Consider the following 14,492-nt stretch of genomic DNA (forward strand, 5'->3'; position numbering starts at 1 on the left):
TTCGTCACCCACCCGTCAGAACGGAGGCACCCAACCAGCCCGACGCAGGTCGACTCCCTCACCTCGCGTCGGCGTCCCCTCCGCCTCGTACTGCTCGAACGCCTGCGCCCTCAGCGCCTCCGGCAACAGCCCCCGCGCGTTCGTCACCCGCCACCACGGCCACCCCGGCCGACCGTCCGCGAGGATGCGCCCCACCTGACGTGCGCCCGTGCCGACGACCGCGGCGACGGCACCGTACGTCGTCACGCGCCCCGGCGGCACGTCGGCGACGACCTCGGCGACCGATTCGCTCAGTTCGTCGCGCGCCCCGCCCGTCATGCCGGCCTCATGACGCCGCCGCCAGGCCCCCACGCACACTCAGGATGCGACCCGAGCGCCTCGACGATCCATCAGCCGCCGCATCATCGCCCGGCGTCACATCCTGACCAGAGGCCGCCTCCCGGCCCGACGCAGCAGCATGCTCTATCGCACTCGCACTCGCACCCAGCACCCCCGCGGCCGCACGCGAACGCGCACCGCGCGCACAGACGAGCACGACGTCGCGCTCCCCCACCCGCGCGTGCACGGACGCTCGCGTCGTCTCGTTCCAGCCGCCGGCCCAGGGTTCGACGAACGTCTCGTCGGCGCCCACCGTCATCCATGGGGGCAACGGCGCCGCCTCGACCTCATCGGGATTGCGCACGTCGACGAGGACGAACCCCGCGTCCGGCCACTCCTGCGGCCCGATCTCGGCCACCGCGCCTGACGCCGCCGCGCGCCCGTCGGCCCCAGGGCCACCCGCCGCACCGAGACCACCAAAACCACCAGATCCACCGAAATCAGCGAACCCTGGAGGCGCATCCACCCCCTCGAGGCCGGCAACCCCCTCGAAGTACCCCGCTTCGAGCCCACAGACGCCACACTCGGGGTCGCGCGCGACGGGCAGCGTCGCCATCGTCGCGCCGAGGGCGTCGTACAACCGGATCGCATCGCGCGCCGGAGCGCCGATGCCGGAGCACAGCTTGATCACCTCGACGGCCTGCATCGCGCCGAGCACGCCCGGCAGCACGCCGAGCACCCCCGCCTCCTCGCACGTCGCGAGCCCGGCGACGGCCTGCGGATCGGGGAAGACGCACCGATAGCACGGCCCGACTGCGGGCTCGACGACGCCGAACTGCCCTGCATACTGCGCGATCGACGCCCACACGAGCGGTACGCCGAGCAGCACGCAGGCGTCGTTGAGCACGTAGCGAGCCTCGATGCTGTCGGTGCAGTCGACGACGACGTCGACCTCGGCGACGAGTTCGAGCGCCCGCGTCACGCTGAGGCGCTCGGGCAGCGCACTCACCTCGACACCACTGTTCTGCGCCGCGACGGCGCGCTGCACCGACGTCACCTTCGCCGTGCCGATCGCGGCTTCGGTGTGGATGAGCTGACGCGGCAGGTTGGAGATCTCCACGACGTCCGGATCCATGACGACGAGGTGCCCGACGCCGCAGCCGGCGAGCGAGGAGATGACGGGTGAGCCGAGCCCGCCGGCGCCCACGACGAGCACCCGCGCCGCTGCCAACCGTCGCTGCCCGGTCACCCCGAAGCCGGCCAGCGAGTGGTGGCGCGCGTATCGTCGGGCGCCGGGATCGTCGGGCCGGGCGTCTCGCACAGGCACCTCATTCCGTGACCGGGCCACCGAGATGGCCCATGGGCGATAAAGTCGCACCCAGCTTATGACCGACGAGCAAGGAGCCTCATCCATGACCCACGTGGACGATTCGACCAAACGCGGACGCCTCCCCCGATCGGCGCGGCGAGCCCAACTCATGGAGGCGGCGCAGTCCGTCTTCGTCGAATCCGGCTACCACAGTGCGGCGATGGACGAGATCGCGGAGCGCGCCCACGTCAGCAAGCCGGTGCTCTACCAGCACTTTCCCGGCAAGCTCGACCTGTACCTGGCGCTGCTCGAGCAGCACACGCGTGAGGTGCCGCTCCTCGTGCGCGAGGCCATCGAGTCGACGTCCGACAACAGCCAGCGCGTCGCCGCGGCGATCGGCGCGTTCTTCGCCTTCGTCGAGCGCGAGGACGCGGGTTTCCGCCTCGTCTTCGAATCGGATCTGACGAACGAGCCCGCCGTCAGCGAGAAGGTCGAACGCATGCTGACGGAGACCGCGGCCGAGGTCGCCAAGGTCGTGCAGGAGGACACGGAGCTTCCGACGGAGCAGGCGACGCTCGTCGCCGTCGCCCTCGTCGGCATGTCGCAGGTCGTCGCGCGCTACTGGATCACGACGGGTTCGCCGATCCCCCGCGCGGAGGCCGCACGCATCGTCGGTCTGCTGGGCTGGCGCGGCCTCGGCGGGTTCCCGAAGACCGGCGGGGATGAAATCGAGCGCTGAGGCGTTGCACCCATACGACGGGTGAGTCGCGCGGCCTCTCACCCCTGGGATGATTCCGGCGTCGCCGATGGGGCACGCTGATCTCACCCACACGTCCACCACTGATCGCGTTCCGCACGCGACGAGAAGGAGGAGAACCATGGAGGTTCGAATCGGCGTCCAGAACGTCGCCCGCGAGGTCGTCATCGACTCGCACGAGAACGCCGACGCGGTGCGCGAGCACGTGCGCGCGGCTCTCGACAGCGGCACCCCGCTCACGCTGAGTGACGAGCGCGGCCACAGCGTCACCGTGCCGGCTTCCGCCATCGGCTACGTCGACATCGCGGCGGAGCAGAAGGGCCGCGTCGGCTTCGGCGGCTGACGTTCACCCGAAGCGGTCACGGGCGTTCACCCCAAAGGGGTGAACGCCCGCCGTCGCGTAACGAAGGAATAACGCATCTAGCACCTCGCCGGTCTCGATGGTTGAAATGCGACCGCCGATTGGCTTAGGTGGAGACAAACGTTGGGACGTACCGGAGCCCAGCCGAACTCATAGGAGACTCACCATGGGCATCATCAGCTCGATCATCGGCGGCCTCATCATCGGCGCCCTCGCCCGCCTGTTCCTCAAGGGCGACCAGAACATGGGGATCATCATGACGATCATCCTCGGCATCGTCGGCTCCGCCCTCGGCTCCTGGCTGACCACCCAGTTCGGCTACAAGAACTCCAACGGCGGCTTCGAGATCATCCCCTTCATCGTGGGCATCATCTGCGCGATGGTTCTGATCACCATCTACCTCACGCTGGTGGGTCGCAAGAACCGCGTCTGATCCGTCGCTCGCGCAGCTCCGCTGCGCAGGTGAAGAAGCCCGGCCCCTCGTGGGGCCGGGCTTCTTCGTTTCCGCGATCAGGTCAGAGGTCAGGCGCTCACGCCGTGAGCCCCAAGGCCTCCATGCGGCGCGTGTGATTCGACGTCAGTCGCTCGAACATGCGCGTCAGCTCGGCGAGGTCCGCGCCGACGCCGGAGCCGTCGTCGACGAGCAGGGCCGTCAGCCCGTCGTGGGTCGCCGCGACGCGCTGAGCCTGACTGAGGGCCTCACCGACGAGGCGGCGCCCCCACAGTGCGAGACGCGAACCCACTCGCGGGTCGGCCGCGATGGCGTCGCTGAGCACGCTCATGATGAACGCGTCCTGCTCATCGCTGTCGACGGCACGCTCGACGAGCGAACGCGTCTCGGGGTCGACGTAGCGCGCGATCTCCGAATAGAAATCCGTTGCGATCGCGGCGCCGGCGTAGGCCTTCATGAGGCCCTCGTACCAATCGGCGGGCGGCGTACGACGGTGCCATTCATCGATGGCGGCCGTGAACGGCTGCATCGAGTCCTCGGGCTCGACGCCGAGGTCGCGCAGACGGCCGGCGAGCTGCTCGTAGTGGTCGAAGTCGCCGCGCGCCATGCGCGCGAGCGCCAGCTTGTGGTCGAGGCGCGGGGCGCGAGCGGCGTCCGCCACCGTCGCGAAGGCGCCGGAGAGCTCGCCGTAGGCGATGACGCTCAGCAGGTCGATCACCCCCGCCCGGTACGTCTCGTCCTCGATCGTGCGTGAAGGGCTCGGATCAGGCGTCACAGGCTCGCTCATGCAGCGATCGTAGCGTGGCGTCGAACAGGTGTGGCGCGCGTGGGTAGACTCGAGATGACCACGGGTGACCGATCGGCCCCTCCCGGCACGTGCGGGCGTCATACGACAGACGCCCACTCCCGCCGCCCACCTCCGCACGCGAGGCCGCGCGGCGCGCAGACCTCCGATCGGCTCTCATCATCCCCGGCGCGGCCTCCGAGGCCCCGGGGCGACACAGGAAGCACGATCGTGATCAACGACAACCAGCCCACGGCTGCCGAGCTCGACTCCGCCGGCATCACCTCCATCGAGGCCGAAGCGGCCCCTGAGCCCATCGCCGAGCAGACATTCGCCGACTTCGGCATCCACCCCGACATCGTCGCCGCCCTCGAAGAGAAGGGGATCGTCCATCCCTTCCCCATCCAGGCGATGACGCTGCCCGTCGCGCTCTCGGGGCACGACATCATCGGCCAGGCGCGCACCGGCACCGGCAAGACCCTGGGCTTCGGAGTGCCGCTGCTCAGCCGCGTCACCGCGCCGGGTGAGACGTCGAAGGCCGCCGTCCCCGCGCCCGAGGGCAAGCCGCAGGCGATGGTCGTCGTCCCGACGCGCGAGCTCGCCGTCCAGGTCGCCTCCGACCTCGAGGCCGCCGCGAAGAAGCGCGGCATCCGCATCGCGCAGATCTACGGCGGTCGCGCGTTCGAGCCGCAGGTCGAGCGCCTCGAGAAAGGTGTCGAGGTCATCGTCGGCACGCCGGGTCGCATCATCGACCTCGCGACGCGTGGTCACCTCGACCTGGCGTACGTCGGCTGCCTCGTGCTCGACGAGGCCGACGAGATGCTCGACCTGGGCTTTCTGCCCGACGTCGAGAAGATCCTCGCGATGACGCCGGGTGGGCGTCAGACGATGCTGTTCTCCGCGACGATGCCGGGCGCCGTCGTCACCCTCGCGCGTCGTTACATGACGCAGCCGACGCACATCCGCGCCATGCAGGACGACGCGAGCGAGGCCGAGACGGCCTCCAACATCGAGCAGTTCGTCTACCGCGCGCACGCGATGGACAAGGTCGAGATGCTCGCCCGCATCCTGCAGGCGAAGGACCGCGGCCTGACGATCATCTTCAGCCGCACCAAGCGCACGGCCGCCAAGGTCTCCGACGAGCTCATCTCGCGCGGCTTCGCGGCCGCTCCGCTGCACGGCGACCTCGGCCAGGGCGCCCGAGAGCAGGCGCTGCGTGCGTTCCGTTCGGGCAAGGTCGACGTCCTCGTCGCGACCGACGTCGCCGCGCGCGGCATCGACGTCGAGGACGTCACGCACGTCATCAACTACCAGTGCCCGGAGGACGAGAAGACGTACGTCCACCGCATCGGCCGCACCGGCCGCGCGGGCAAGACGGGCATCGCCGTCACCCTCGTCGACTGGGACGACCTGCACCGCTGGGCGCTCATCAACAAGGCCCTCGACCTCGGCATCCCCGAACCCGAGGAGACGTACTCCAGCTCCGAGCACCTGTTCGAGGATCTCGAGATCCCCGCGAACGCGACCGGCAGCCTGCCCAAGTCGGCGCGCACCCGCCAAGGCCTCGACGCCGAGCGCGTCGAGGATCTCGGAGAGACGGGGCGAAGCGACTCGCGTCAGCGCGGCGAGCGTCGTCCGCGCCGTGACGACGAGCGCGGCCGCTCAGGCGGACGAGGCGGGCGCTCCGGTGGTCGCGGCGGCGAACGTCAGGCCTCGGGTGGCTCGAGCGAGCGTCGCCCGCGCCGTGACGCCGCGAGCACCGAGGGCTCCGGCGGTTCGTCGCAGCCGCGCCGACGTCGCCGTCGCACCCGCGGTGGCGCGGGTGAGACGTCTGCCGCCGACTGACGCACCCTCCCGGCGCGAGGCGCCCGGCGCCGTCCGCACTCGTTCAGACGTGACGCGGGCGAGCACCGGGCGCCTCGCGCCGCATTCGCGCCTGTGTCATCACTCTCAGTACGCTTCACGACAAATGAGCGTTGATCCGAAAGGGCACCCATGCCTGCCTCACCTCCGGACCCGGCCCTGACGCCGCCCGCGGCCGATGACTCGACGCCGCTACCGGCCGATTCCGCCTCGCCTCCGTCCACCCCGCCCGAAGAGCGCGACGAGCTGACGCTCGACGCACGCAACCGCGATGCCCGCGTCGAGAAGCAGGACCCGCACGAGCCCGAGTCACGGGCGTCCGAGGACCGCTCGCGCATCATCTCGGACGGTTTCGCCTCGTTCGCGCGCTGGTCGTTGCGGATCAGCATCATCATCGTCACGTTCTATCTCGTGTGGCGAGCGCTCACACCGTTCTGGGTCATCATCCTGCCGCTGATCCTCGGTCTCTTCATCACGACCGTCCTGTGGCCGCCTGCCGCCTGGTTGCGTCGCCGCGGCGTGCGCCCCGCCCTGGCGGCGCTCTCGAGCGTGCTCGGCGGATTGCTCGTCGTCGGTGGCATCATCGCCGCGATCGTCCCGACCGTCGCAGCCGAGGCGCCCGAGCTGGCACGCAAGTCGATGGAGGGCGTCTCCCAGATCCAACGCTGGTTGCAGGGCCCGCCGTTGAAGATCCCGGCGACCCAGATCGACAACGCAGTCAACGTGATCAACGAGAAGCTCAAGACGTCGGGCGATGCCATCGCCTCGGGCGTCTTCAGCGGCGTGACGACGGTCGGCAGCATCCTCGTCACCCTCGTCCTCAGCCTCATCCTCGCGTTCTTCTTCATCAAGGACGGGGACCGCTTCCTACCGTGGGTGCGGCTCGTCACGGGTGAGCGCACCGGCGCTCACGTCACCGAGGTGTTCACCCGCGCGTGGCAGACCCTGTCCGGGTTCATCCGCACCCAGGCGATCGTCTCGGCCATCGACTCGGTCTGCATCGGCATCGGTCTCATCGCATGCGGTGTGCCGCTGGCCCTGCCGCTGTGCGTCATCACGTTCTTCGGCGGGTTCATCCCGATCGTCGGTGCGACGGTCGCCGGCGCACTCGCCGTCCTCGTCGCGCTGGTGACGAAGGGGGTGACGACAGCGATCATCGTCCTCGTCATCATCATCCTCGTGCAGCAGCTCGAGGGGCACATCCTGCAGCCGCTGCTGCAGAGCCGCTCGATGTCGTTGCACCCTGTCCTCGTGCTGCTCGGCATCGCGGCCGGCTCCGAGGACCATGGCGTCATCGGCGGTTTCCTCGCCGTCCCCGTCGTCGCGACGCTGGCGGTGCTGTTCCGCTACATCGGTGAACAGGTGGACCTGCGCTCCGGCACCGTCACCGTCGCCGACCTCGAGTACCGCACCGATCGAGGGCGCATCGCGGCGCTGCGCACCGAGCGCCTCCGCCGCCTCGGCGAATGGGGCGCACGCGAGACCGACGAGGAGAAGGCTTCGCGCGAGGCCGTCGCGGACGGCGACGGCGACGCTCTCGCCGCCTCGACCACGAAGCAGCCCACGCATGGCCTGGGAGCCGTCGTGAGTGCGTTGCGTTCGCGCCTCAAACGCTGAGGGGAAGATGATCGGGTGCCCGGGTTCGAGCCGGGGCCACCTCGATCAGGCATCCGTCGACGACGCGTCCGGCGCCGGGGTGAGCAGGGCTCGCTCCGGCGCCGTCGTCATGCCCGCCGGACGCCCGGCACCCGCCGTCAGCACCGCGTCAGCGCCCGCGCACGACTCCCACGTCACTCGTCGCGAGCGCGACGAGGCGTTCGTACTGGTCGGGCTCGGTCGTGTTCTCCCCCAGTCGATTCGGCTTGCCGTCGCCGTGGTAATCGCTCGAGCCGGTGACGAGCAGATCGTGCGTCCGCGCGAGGTCGCGGGCGTGGCGCACCTGCTCGGGCGTGTGGTCGCGGTGGTGGGCCTCGAGGCCGAGCAACCCGGCGTCGATCATCTCCTCGATGACGGCGTCGTCGACGACGCGTCCACGGACGTCCGCGAAGGGGTGCGCCATGACGGGCACCCCGCCGGCCGCCCGCACGAGGGTGACGGCGCGCACCGGGTCGATGGCGTAGTGACCGACGTGGTAGGGGCCCGAATTGCTCAACAGGTGCTCGAAGGCGGTGCTGCGATCGGGCACGACGCCGTTCGCGACGAGCGCATCGGCGATGTGGGGGCGCCCGATCGTCGCGTCCGGCCCCGCCTGCGCGAGCACCTGCTCGTACGTGATCGGCACGTCGCGTCCGAGCCGCTCGACCATGCGCTCGGCGCGCGTCACCCGCGACTCGCGGGCACGTTCCATCTCGTCGAACAGCTCTCCCTCGGGAGCCGGAAGGTAGGCGAGCAGGTGGATGCTGATGCCACGATGGCGGCAGGAGATCTCGATGCCCCGTACGACGTCGATGCCGACGCGGCGCGCGGCGTCGGCGGCGTCGTCCCACCCGCGGGTCGTGTCGTGGTCGGTGAGCGCGACGACGTCGAGCCCCGCCTCCGAGGCCTGCGCGACGACGTCGGCGGGGCTCGTCGTGCCGTCGCTGCGGTTCGAGTGGGTGTGCAGGTCGATACGCATGGGTGACAGGTTAGTGTTGCTGCCCGTGAGAGCAGGCATGGGTGAGCACGCGCCGCGTCCGGTGCGGCGGGCCGTTGCCTGCATGATGGCCGGTGCGCTCGTGCAGGCCGTCTCGACGCTCGTGGCATGGCTCGATCGTGACGGCACCCGCGCTCAGACGGCGCGGCTCGCGCACGAGTTCCAGCGGCGCACCCTGCCCGCCGGGGAGTTGGAACGGGCGACGGATCAGGCCCGCTGGTTCGGTCTCGTCACGGGCGCATCCTTCGTCGTGCTGTGGTTACTCGTGGCGCGCCTGTGTCTGCGCGGTCGCGCCTCCGGGCGCACGTGCGCGACCGTCCTCGCCATCGTCTACACCTTCACCTTCCTGCTGTCCGGCGTGCGCTCGTTCGGCCCCGGCGCCCTCATCGGCGCGGTGACGATGACGCTCGGCCTCGCGACCGTCTACCTGCTGTGGCGTCGCCCGGTGACGCCGTGGTTGTCATCACAGGGTGCTGCCCGCGCCGCGCGCCGCACACGCTGAGACCGCTCGCGTCGCTAGAGTTTCGACCATGGTGAAGCAGGGCCCCCTCGACATGACCCCGCGTGCGCTCCGCCGCTCGCTCCGTCGGGCCGCATGCGGCGTCGCAGCGCTCGTCACGGCCACCGGCCTCGTCGCGTTGAGTGCGTGCAGCTCGGGAGCCGACCCCAAGGACGTCTCGGCGACCCAGACCCCGTTCAGCGCGAGCTCCTCGGCGACGACGGCGTCGTCCAACCCGAGTGCCATCACCTCCCCCAGCCCCGGGTCCGTCGTCAGCTCGGACGGCGCGTTCAACTTCGTCGTGCCGGCTGGGTGGAATCTCACGTCCCAGCCGAAATCGGTCGCCTACCTGTCGTCGTCGACTCTCGCGCACGACGTCGCGCCCACGATCGTCGTCGCGCGTTCCAGCGTCACGCCTGCGCCCGAGCTGGCGGGCACGCTGCGCCGGGCGTCGCTGCAGGCCAAGCAGAGCGGCGCATCGGTGGCCGCCCTGCCCGACCGCACCGTCGGCGGTGAGAAGGCCGTCGGCTTCACGGCGACCTCGACGGAGAAGAACGTCGACCTCAAGCGCAGCTACGTGATGCTCGCGCACGACAAGGTGCTGTACTCCGTCACCCTGACCGGCGCGAAGGCTGACGCCGCCCGCGACGAGTCGGCGTTGACGGCGCTGCTCGCCAGCTGGTCGTGGACCAAGAAGGGCGACGCCGGCTCGACGGCCAGTGGCACGACTCCGGCGGCGGTACCGACGACGAGCGTCGCGCCGTCGTCGTCGGGCGCATCGTCGTCGGGTGCGTCCTCGGCGCCGGCCTCGTCATCCGCAGCATCGAAGCGCGCCCAGAGCTGGGGCACCGCCCGCCCGCCCAGCGCAACCGCCTCGAGCACGGCCCGCTGACGCACTCCGCGCCGCTCAGGCGGCGGTGTCGTTCGTCGTCTCGCTGACGGTTCGTCGCACGACGCGCGCGGTGAGCGAGTCGGCGCCCGCGCTGACCTGACGGCCGAGCAGCGTGCCGAGCGACACCCCGACTGACAGCGTGAGGCCCATGAGGACGGCGTTGAGCAGAGTGGTCTGCCACAGGGTGTTCTCGCCCTCGGTGATGAACATCATGATGCCCCAGTAGACCGCCTGCCCCGGCAGCAAGGGCACGATGCCCGCGGTGATCAGTGCGATGCTCGGCACGTGCACCCGTGTCCCCACGAATGGTGCCAGCGCCCCGACGACGAGGGCCGCACCTCCTGCGGCGACGGGCTCGCTGGTGCCGACACCCCACATGAGCGTCCCGAACAGCAGCCACGAGAATCCGCCGGTGAGAACGGCGGCGAGCACGGTGCGCGGAGCGCAGTACGCGGAGACGGCGAAGGCACCGGCGATGAGTGCGGCTGCCACGATCTGGGTGAGAACAGAGCCGGCGAAGCTGCTGGAGCGTTCGACGATGACGAGGTCGACGCCGAAGCGCTGGGCGATGCTCAGGACGAGCAGCACGCCCGCGACGACGCCGCCGGTGAGCAGGACGACCTCATAGGTGCGCGCGCCGGCGGTCAGGTAGAAGCCGTCGAGTGTGTCCTGCGCAGCCGTCACGACGCTCATGCCTGCGAGGAGCACGACGACGCTGGAGGCGACGACCAGGGAGGGTCTCACCTGTCCGAGCCACATGATCGTCTCCGCGTGTTGGTGGACGACGAGCAGGCCGACGGCGATAGCCGTCGCGAACATCGCACCGAGCATCTGCCCGAAGAACGCGGAGACACCGGCGCGCGCGACGGCGTACTGGATGCGGTCGACGACCGCCGTGGACAGCCCGGCGACGAGGACCATGGCCGTGCTGCCGCCGAGCAGCATCGCGACGCCTGCTCCCATGAGCGCCCACGCGATGGTGATGACGCCGCGGCGGTACACGTGCGGTTGCTCGAGGATGCGTTCGAGGGTGTAGAGGTTGTCGTCGATCTCGCCCGGGTCGTCGGGGTCGCGGGCGATGTCGCGCACGAGGGCGTGCAACGCCTCGAGCCGCGAGTAGTCGGTGCCGAAGTGCGCGATGATGCGCATGACGGTGATCGGGTCGCGGTGCACGCCGCGATGCATCGAGATCGTGACGGACGTGTAGGTGATGTCGACGTGCGCGCCCTGGAGCCCGTAGGCGCGCCCGACGCGCAGCAGCGACGCGGTGGTGTCGGCCACGGATGCGCCGGTGACGAGCATCGCCTCTCCGAGGCGGAGGCAGAAGTCGATGACGGCGCGCGTGTGCCACTCGGAGACGCGGTCGTTGGTGCCGCGCACCGAGATCGGCTTCGTCGGCGGCCCGCTCGGACGGATGACGGACATCGCCCGACCGCGCACCCGCGTCGCGCCGGTACGTGGCATCCGCGGGGCGCTCGTCGTGGCCGCGGCGGGTTTCGTGGGGTGGGCCTGCACAGGGCGGCTCTCGGGGCTGCTCGGCGCGGCACGACGCGGCGCCGGCAACGGGGTCGCCGACGGCGGTGTCGGGGTGGCCTGGGGGCCGTCGGGATTCACCATGTCGCGCCTGCACCTCGTCTCGTCACTTCTGTCGGCCCAGCCATTGTGGGGGATGCGGCGAACTGGGCGCACACCGTCCGCCACATGTCGGGGGCCGGGGTGCAGAATGGACGGGTGAGTGAGAAGCAGCAGACAGCAGAGCACCGCAGCCGCCCGGGTGGGGCGGCCTTCCGAGAGTTCGTCGCCTCCGGGTGGGCGCCGCGCGGCACCGAGCCGACGCCCCGCGCCGAGGTCGCCGACCTGACGCCCGCGCGACGCGAGGCCCTCTCGGCGGCCTTCGAGGGGGCCCGTCTCGTCGTGCCCGCCGGCGGGTTGAAGGTGCGCAGCAACGATTGTGACTACGTGTTCCGCCCGCACACCGCGTTCGCGTGGCTGACGGGTCTCGGCGCGGACCGCGAGCCGGACGCCGTCTTCGTCCTGGAGCCGCTGGCCGAGGGCGGGCACGAGGCGCAGATCTTCTTCCGCCCGCTCGCCGGGCGCGACACCGAGGAGTTCTTCGGTGACAGCCGCTACGGCGAGTTCTGGGTCGGTGCGCGACCGACGCTCGAGGACATGGCGAACGAGCTCGGCATCACCGCTCGTCACATCGATGAGTTCCCCGACGCTGCGGCCAAGGACGCGGGCGCGACGGAGGTGCTCGTCGTACGTGACGCTGACGTCGACGTCACGGCGCAGGTCGAGCAGATCCGCGCCCACCTCGACGAGGCCACCGCCGAGAAGGCGCAGGAGCGCGATCTGGAGCTCGGCCGGTGGCTGTCGACGGCGCGGTTGACGAAGGATGCGTGGGAGGTCGGCCAGATACGCGAGGCGTGCGACGCGACCGCGCGCGGGTTCGAGGCCGTCGTCGCCGATCTGCCGGAGGCGGTGCGTCGCGGGCGCGGTGAGCGCTGGGTCGAGGGTGTCTTCGGCCTGCATGCACGCCATGCGGGCAACGGCGTCGGCTACGACTCGATCTGTGCGAGCGGTGATCACGCGAATACGTTGCACTGGATCAAGAACACGGGCGACGTCAAGGACGGCGACCTCATCCTCGTCGACGCGGGCGTCGAGGTCGACTCGCTGTTCACCGCTGACGTGACGCGCACCCTGCCCGTCAACGGCACGTACTCCCCTGCGCAGCGTGAGGTGTACGAGGCGGTGCTCGCGGCGCAGGAGGCTGGGCTCGCGGCGGCGAAGCCGGGCGCGAAGTTCTCGGACGTGCATGCCGCGACGATCCGCGTCATCGCGGAGCGTTTGCACGGCTGGGGTCTGCTGCCTGACGGCGTCGACGTCGAGGCGACGCTCGACCCGGAGAACGGCCAGTTCCACCGTCGGTGGATGGTGCACGGTACGAGCCACCACCTCGGCCTCGACGTCCACGACTGCGCCCTTGCGCGCAAGGAGGACTACATGGACGCCGAGTTGAAGCCGGGCATGATCATCACGATCGAGCCGGGCCTGTACTTCAAGGCGGACGACGAGTTGGTGCCGGATCGTTTCCGCGGCGTCGGTGTGCGTATCGAGGACGACATCCTCATCACGGAGGACGGCAACGAGAACCTGTCGGCGTCGCTGCCGCGCGACCCCGACGACGTCGAGGCCTGGATGCGCGACGTCTGGAGCCGGTGAATCGTCCTCACGCTGATCCGGCGGGCAGATGACGAGGGCTTGCGGGCTCGCCCTCGTCATCTGCCCGCTCGGTGCGACACCGCGCGGGCGTCCAGCTCGAAAAAGGAACTGATCTGGGCAGGCGACCTGCGGCGCGGCTAGAGCTGCCGGGCGCCCGACGGTGTGCGGCCGCGATGCCGCAGAGCGCGACATCACGAGGCACCGGCCCCGCCGGTGAACACCATCGACGCGGACGCCGAAACGCCCGCATCCGCCGAGTTCTCGACCGAGCCTGCGAGGTCGAGAACGAGAAGCGGGTGCGGGCGTTTCGGCCCGAACGGCCGGCGCACCGAGCGAACACGACGGCCGGGGCGCATGCGCCCCGGCCGACGGTGAGCCGGAAGCCGGCCCGTGAGAGGAATCAGTACACGCTGACGGCTTCGCCGATGTAGAGCAGCTTGGAGCCGATGAGGAAGTCCTGTGCGGCGCAGGACATGCGGCAGCAACCGTGGGAGGCGGGGTAGGCCGGGATGTCGTTGGAGCCGTGCAGGGCGATGCCGCCGTTGAAGTAGAACGGGCGGTAGAGGCCACCGAGGGCGCCGTAGTCCCAGCCGGAGGTGACGGAGCGGTACGTCTTGTATTCACCGGAGGGCGTGACGGCCTTGATGCGTCGGCCGTAGTAGGTGAAGGTCTGGCCGTTGCCGGTCGAGGTGTTGAAGATGTACTTGACGGAGCCGCCGCGCACGACCATGACGATCTGGCGGCTCTTGTCTACCTCGATGCGGTTGCCGCCGCGACGGCTGCTTGGACGGACGCCGCGGTTCAGCGCATCCCATGAGCGGGCGCCGACGACGCCGTCGCGGGCGAGGCCTGCGACCTTCTGCACGGCGAGGACTGCCTGCTTGGTCTGGGCGCCGAAGGCGCCGTCGGGGTTGCCGCACCAATAGCCGAGGGCGTTGAGGCGCTTCTGGAGGGTGGTGACGGCGCTGCCCTTGCTGCCGGTCTGCAGGACGGGGTTCGCGGCGGACGCCGTGCCCGAGCCGATGAGGCCGACGACGGCGAGCGTGCCGGTGGCGCCGGCGCCGGTGACGATGGCGCGACGGCTGATTTCGTGGTGCTGCATGGCACTTTCCCTTCGATCGAGATCGTGGTGAGCGATCTGGGCTCTGGCGCGGCCCGTGTACGTCTGGGACGCGCGCCGGCCGATCTCGGTTTCCCCCCCGGCTCGTCGTGAGTCGTGCAGAATCCGTACCGGTTCACCGATTCCTCATCATGCCAGAGGTCGTGGTAATGGGGGCGGGCTCGACGGCGGCGTCCTGCGCCGCGCAGCGCAGCTGCCGACGGGCGGGTGGGGATCGTTCTCCGCGTCGTTGCAGGGGTGCGACGCAGTCTCACAAGAGCTGCGGGCCTCGGCTCACGGCG

At 70.3% G+C, this 14,492-nt stretch carries 14 protein-coding genes; 8 read left to right on the forward strand and 6 right to left on the reverse strand.

Annotated features, from left to right (window positions below; genetic code table 11):
* Positions 1 to 15: 15 nt before the first annotated feature.
* Together DYE07_RS04770 and DYE07_RS04775 are read right to left on the reverse strand one after the other, a co-directional pair.
* Positions 16 to 318, reverse strand: a complete 303-nt coding sequence (locus tag DYE07_RS04770) for an MGMT family protein (protein WP_115297078.1) — start codon at positions 316 to 318, stop codon at positions 16 to 18.
* Between the two features lie 7 nt (positions 319 to 325).
* A complete protein-coding gene (locus DYE07_RS04775) occupies positions 326 to 1,639 on the reverse strand; it encodes a HesA/MoeB/ThiF family protein (protein WP_006943444.1) in 1,314 nt (437 codons plus the stop codon).
* 91 nt (positions 1,640 to 1,730) lie between these two features.
* On the opposite strand from DYE07_RS04775, the gene DYE07_RS04780 reads away from it, so the two are divergent.
* The 3 genes from DYE07_RS04780 to DYE07_RS04790 all read left to right on the forward strand — a co-directional run bounded on the left by DYE07_RS04780 (position 1,731) and on the right by DYE07_RS04790 (position 3,178).
* Positions 1,731 to 2,366 (forward strand): TetR/AcrR family transcriptional regulator, encoded by a 636-nt coding sequence (locus tag DYE07_RS04780; protein ID WP_038567284.1) that lies wholly within the window; start codon positions 1,731 to 1,733, stop codon positions 2,364 to 2,366.
* Positions 2,367 to 2,505: 139 nt separating this feature from the next.
* Positions 2,506 to 2,727 carry a DUF3107 domain-containing protein gene (locus DYE07_RS04785; RefSeq protein WP_006943432.1) on the forward strand — a complete coding sequence of 74 codons (222 nt, stop codon included), beginning with the start codon at positions 2,506 to 2,508 and terminating at the stop codon, positions 2,725 to 2,727.
* Between the two features lie 184 nt (positions 2,728 to 2,911).
* Positions 2,912 to 3,178 carry a GlsB/YeaQ/YmgE family stress response membrane protein gene (locus DYE07_RS04790; protein ID WP_006943429.1) on the forward strand — a complete coding sequence of 89 codons (267 nt, stop codon included), beginning with the start codon at positions 2,912 to 2,914 and terminating at the stop codon, positions 3,176 to 3,178.
* 97 nt (positions 3,179 to 3,275) lie between these two features.
* Here the strand turns inward: DYE07_RS04790 and DYE07_RS04795 are convergent, their stop codons facing one another.
* Positions 3,276 to 3,983 (reverse strand): ferritin-like fold-containing protein, encoded by a 708-nt coding sequence (locus DYE07_RS04795; protein ID WP_040014196.1) that lies wholly within the window; start codon positions 3,981 to 3,983, stop codon positions 3,276 to 3,278.
* Between the two features lie 228 nt (positions 3,984 to 4,211).
* Here DYE07_RS04795 and DYE07_RS04800 point away from each other — a divergent pair, with 228 nt between their 5' ends.
* Together DYE07_RS04800 and DYE07_RS04805 are read left to right on the forward strand one after the other, a co-directional pair.
* Complete coding sequence (locus DYE07_RS04800; protein WP_115296451.1) at positions 4,212 to 5,825, forward strand: DEAD/DEAH box helicase; 1,614 nt, start codon at positions 4,212 to 4,214, stop codon at positions 5,823 to 5,825.
* A gap of 150 nt (positions 5,826 to 5,975) precedes the next feature.
* Positions 5,976 to 7,460: an AI-2E family transporter gene (locus tag DYE07_RS04805; protein WP_006943440.1), complete on the forward strand. Its 1,485-nt coding sequence runs from the start codon at positions 5,976 to 5,978 to the stop codon at positions 7,458 to 7,460.
* Positions 7,461 to 7,608: 148 nt separating this feature from the next.
* Here DYE07_RS04805 and DYE07_RS04810 read toward each other — a convergent pair whose 3' ends face one another.
* A complete protein-coding gene (locus DYE07_RS04810; RefSeq protein ID WP_074040429.1) occupies positions 7,609 to 8,457 on the reverse strand; it encodes a PHP domain-containing protein in 849 nt (282 codons plus the stop codon).
* Between the two features lie 37 nt (positions 8,458 to 8,494).
* On the opposite strand from DYE07_RS04810, the gene DYE07_RS04815 reads away from it, so the two are divergent.
* A complete protein-coding gene (locus tag DYE07_RS04815; RefSeq protein ID WP_115296452.1) occupies positions 8,495 to 8,977 on the forward strand; it encodes a hypothetical protein in 483 nt (160 codons plus the stop codon).
* A 28-nt stretch (positions 8,978 to 9,005) separates the two neighbouring features.
* Positions 9,006 to 9,866 carry a DcrB/PsbP domain-containing protein gene (locus tag DYE07_RS04820; RefSeq protein ID WP_115296453.1) on the forward strand — a complete coding sequence of 287 codons (861 nt, stop codon included), beginning with the start codon at positions 9,006 to 9,008 and terminating at the stop codon, positions 9,864 to 9,866.
* Between the two features lie 15 nt (positions 9,867 to 9,881).
* Here the strand turns inward: DYE07_RS04820 and DYE07_RS04825 are convergent, their stop codons facing one another.
* Positions 9,882 to 11,483 carry a threonine/serine exporter family protein gene (locus DYE07_RS04825; protein ID WP_115296454.1) on the reverse strand — a complete coding sequence of 534 codons (1,602 nt, stop codon included), beginning with the start codon at positions 11,481 to 11,483 and terminating at the stop codon, positions 9,882 to 9,884.
* Between the two features lie 114 nt (positions 11,484 to 11,597).
* Here DYE07_RS04825 and DYE07_RS04830 point away from each other — a divergent pair, with 114 nt between their 5' ends.
* Positions 11,598 to 13,091, forward strand: coding sequence for an aminopeptidase P family protein (locus tag DYE07_RS04830; protein ID WP_172462943.1), 1,494 nt, complete (start codon positions 11,598 to 11,600; stop codon positions 13,089 to 13,091).
* A 400-nt stretch (positions 13,092 to 13,491) separates the two neighbouring features.
* On the opposite strand, the gene DYE07_RS04835 is transcribed toward DYE07_RS04830, so the two are convergent.
* Positions 13,492 to 14,193, reverse strand: coding sequence for a L,D-transpeptidase family protein (locus DYE07_RS04835; RefSeq protein ID WP_006943417.1), 702 nt, complete (start codon positions 14,191 to 14,193; stop codon positions 13,492 to 13,494).
* Positions 14,194 to 14,492: the final 299 nt, after the last annotated feature.

Origin of the sequence: Dermacoccus nishinomiyaensis, assembly GCF_900447535.1 — a bacterium.
In the GTDB taxonomy this organism is placed as follows: Bacteria; Actinomycetota; Actinomycetes; order Actinomycetales; family Dermatophilaceae; genus Dermacoccus; species Dermacoccus nishinomiyaensis.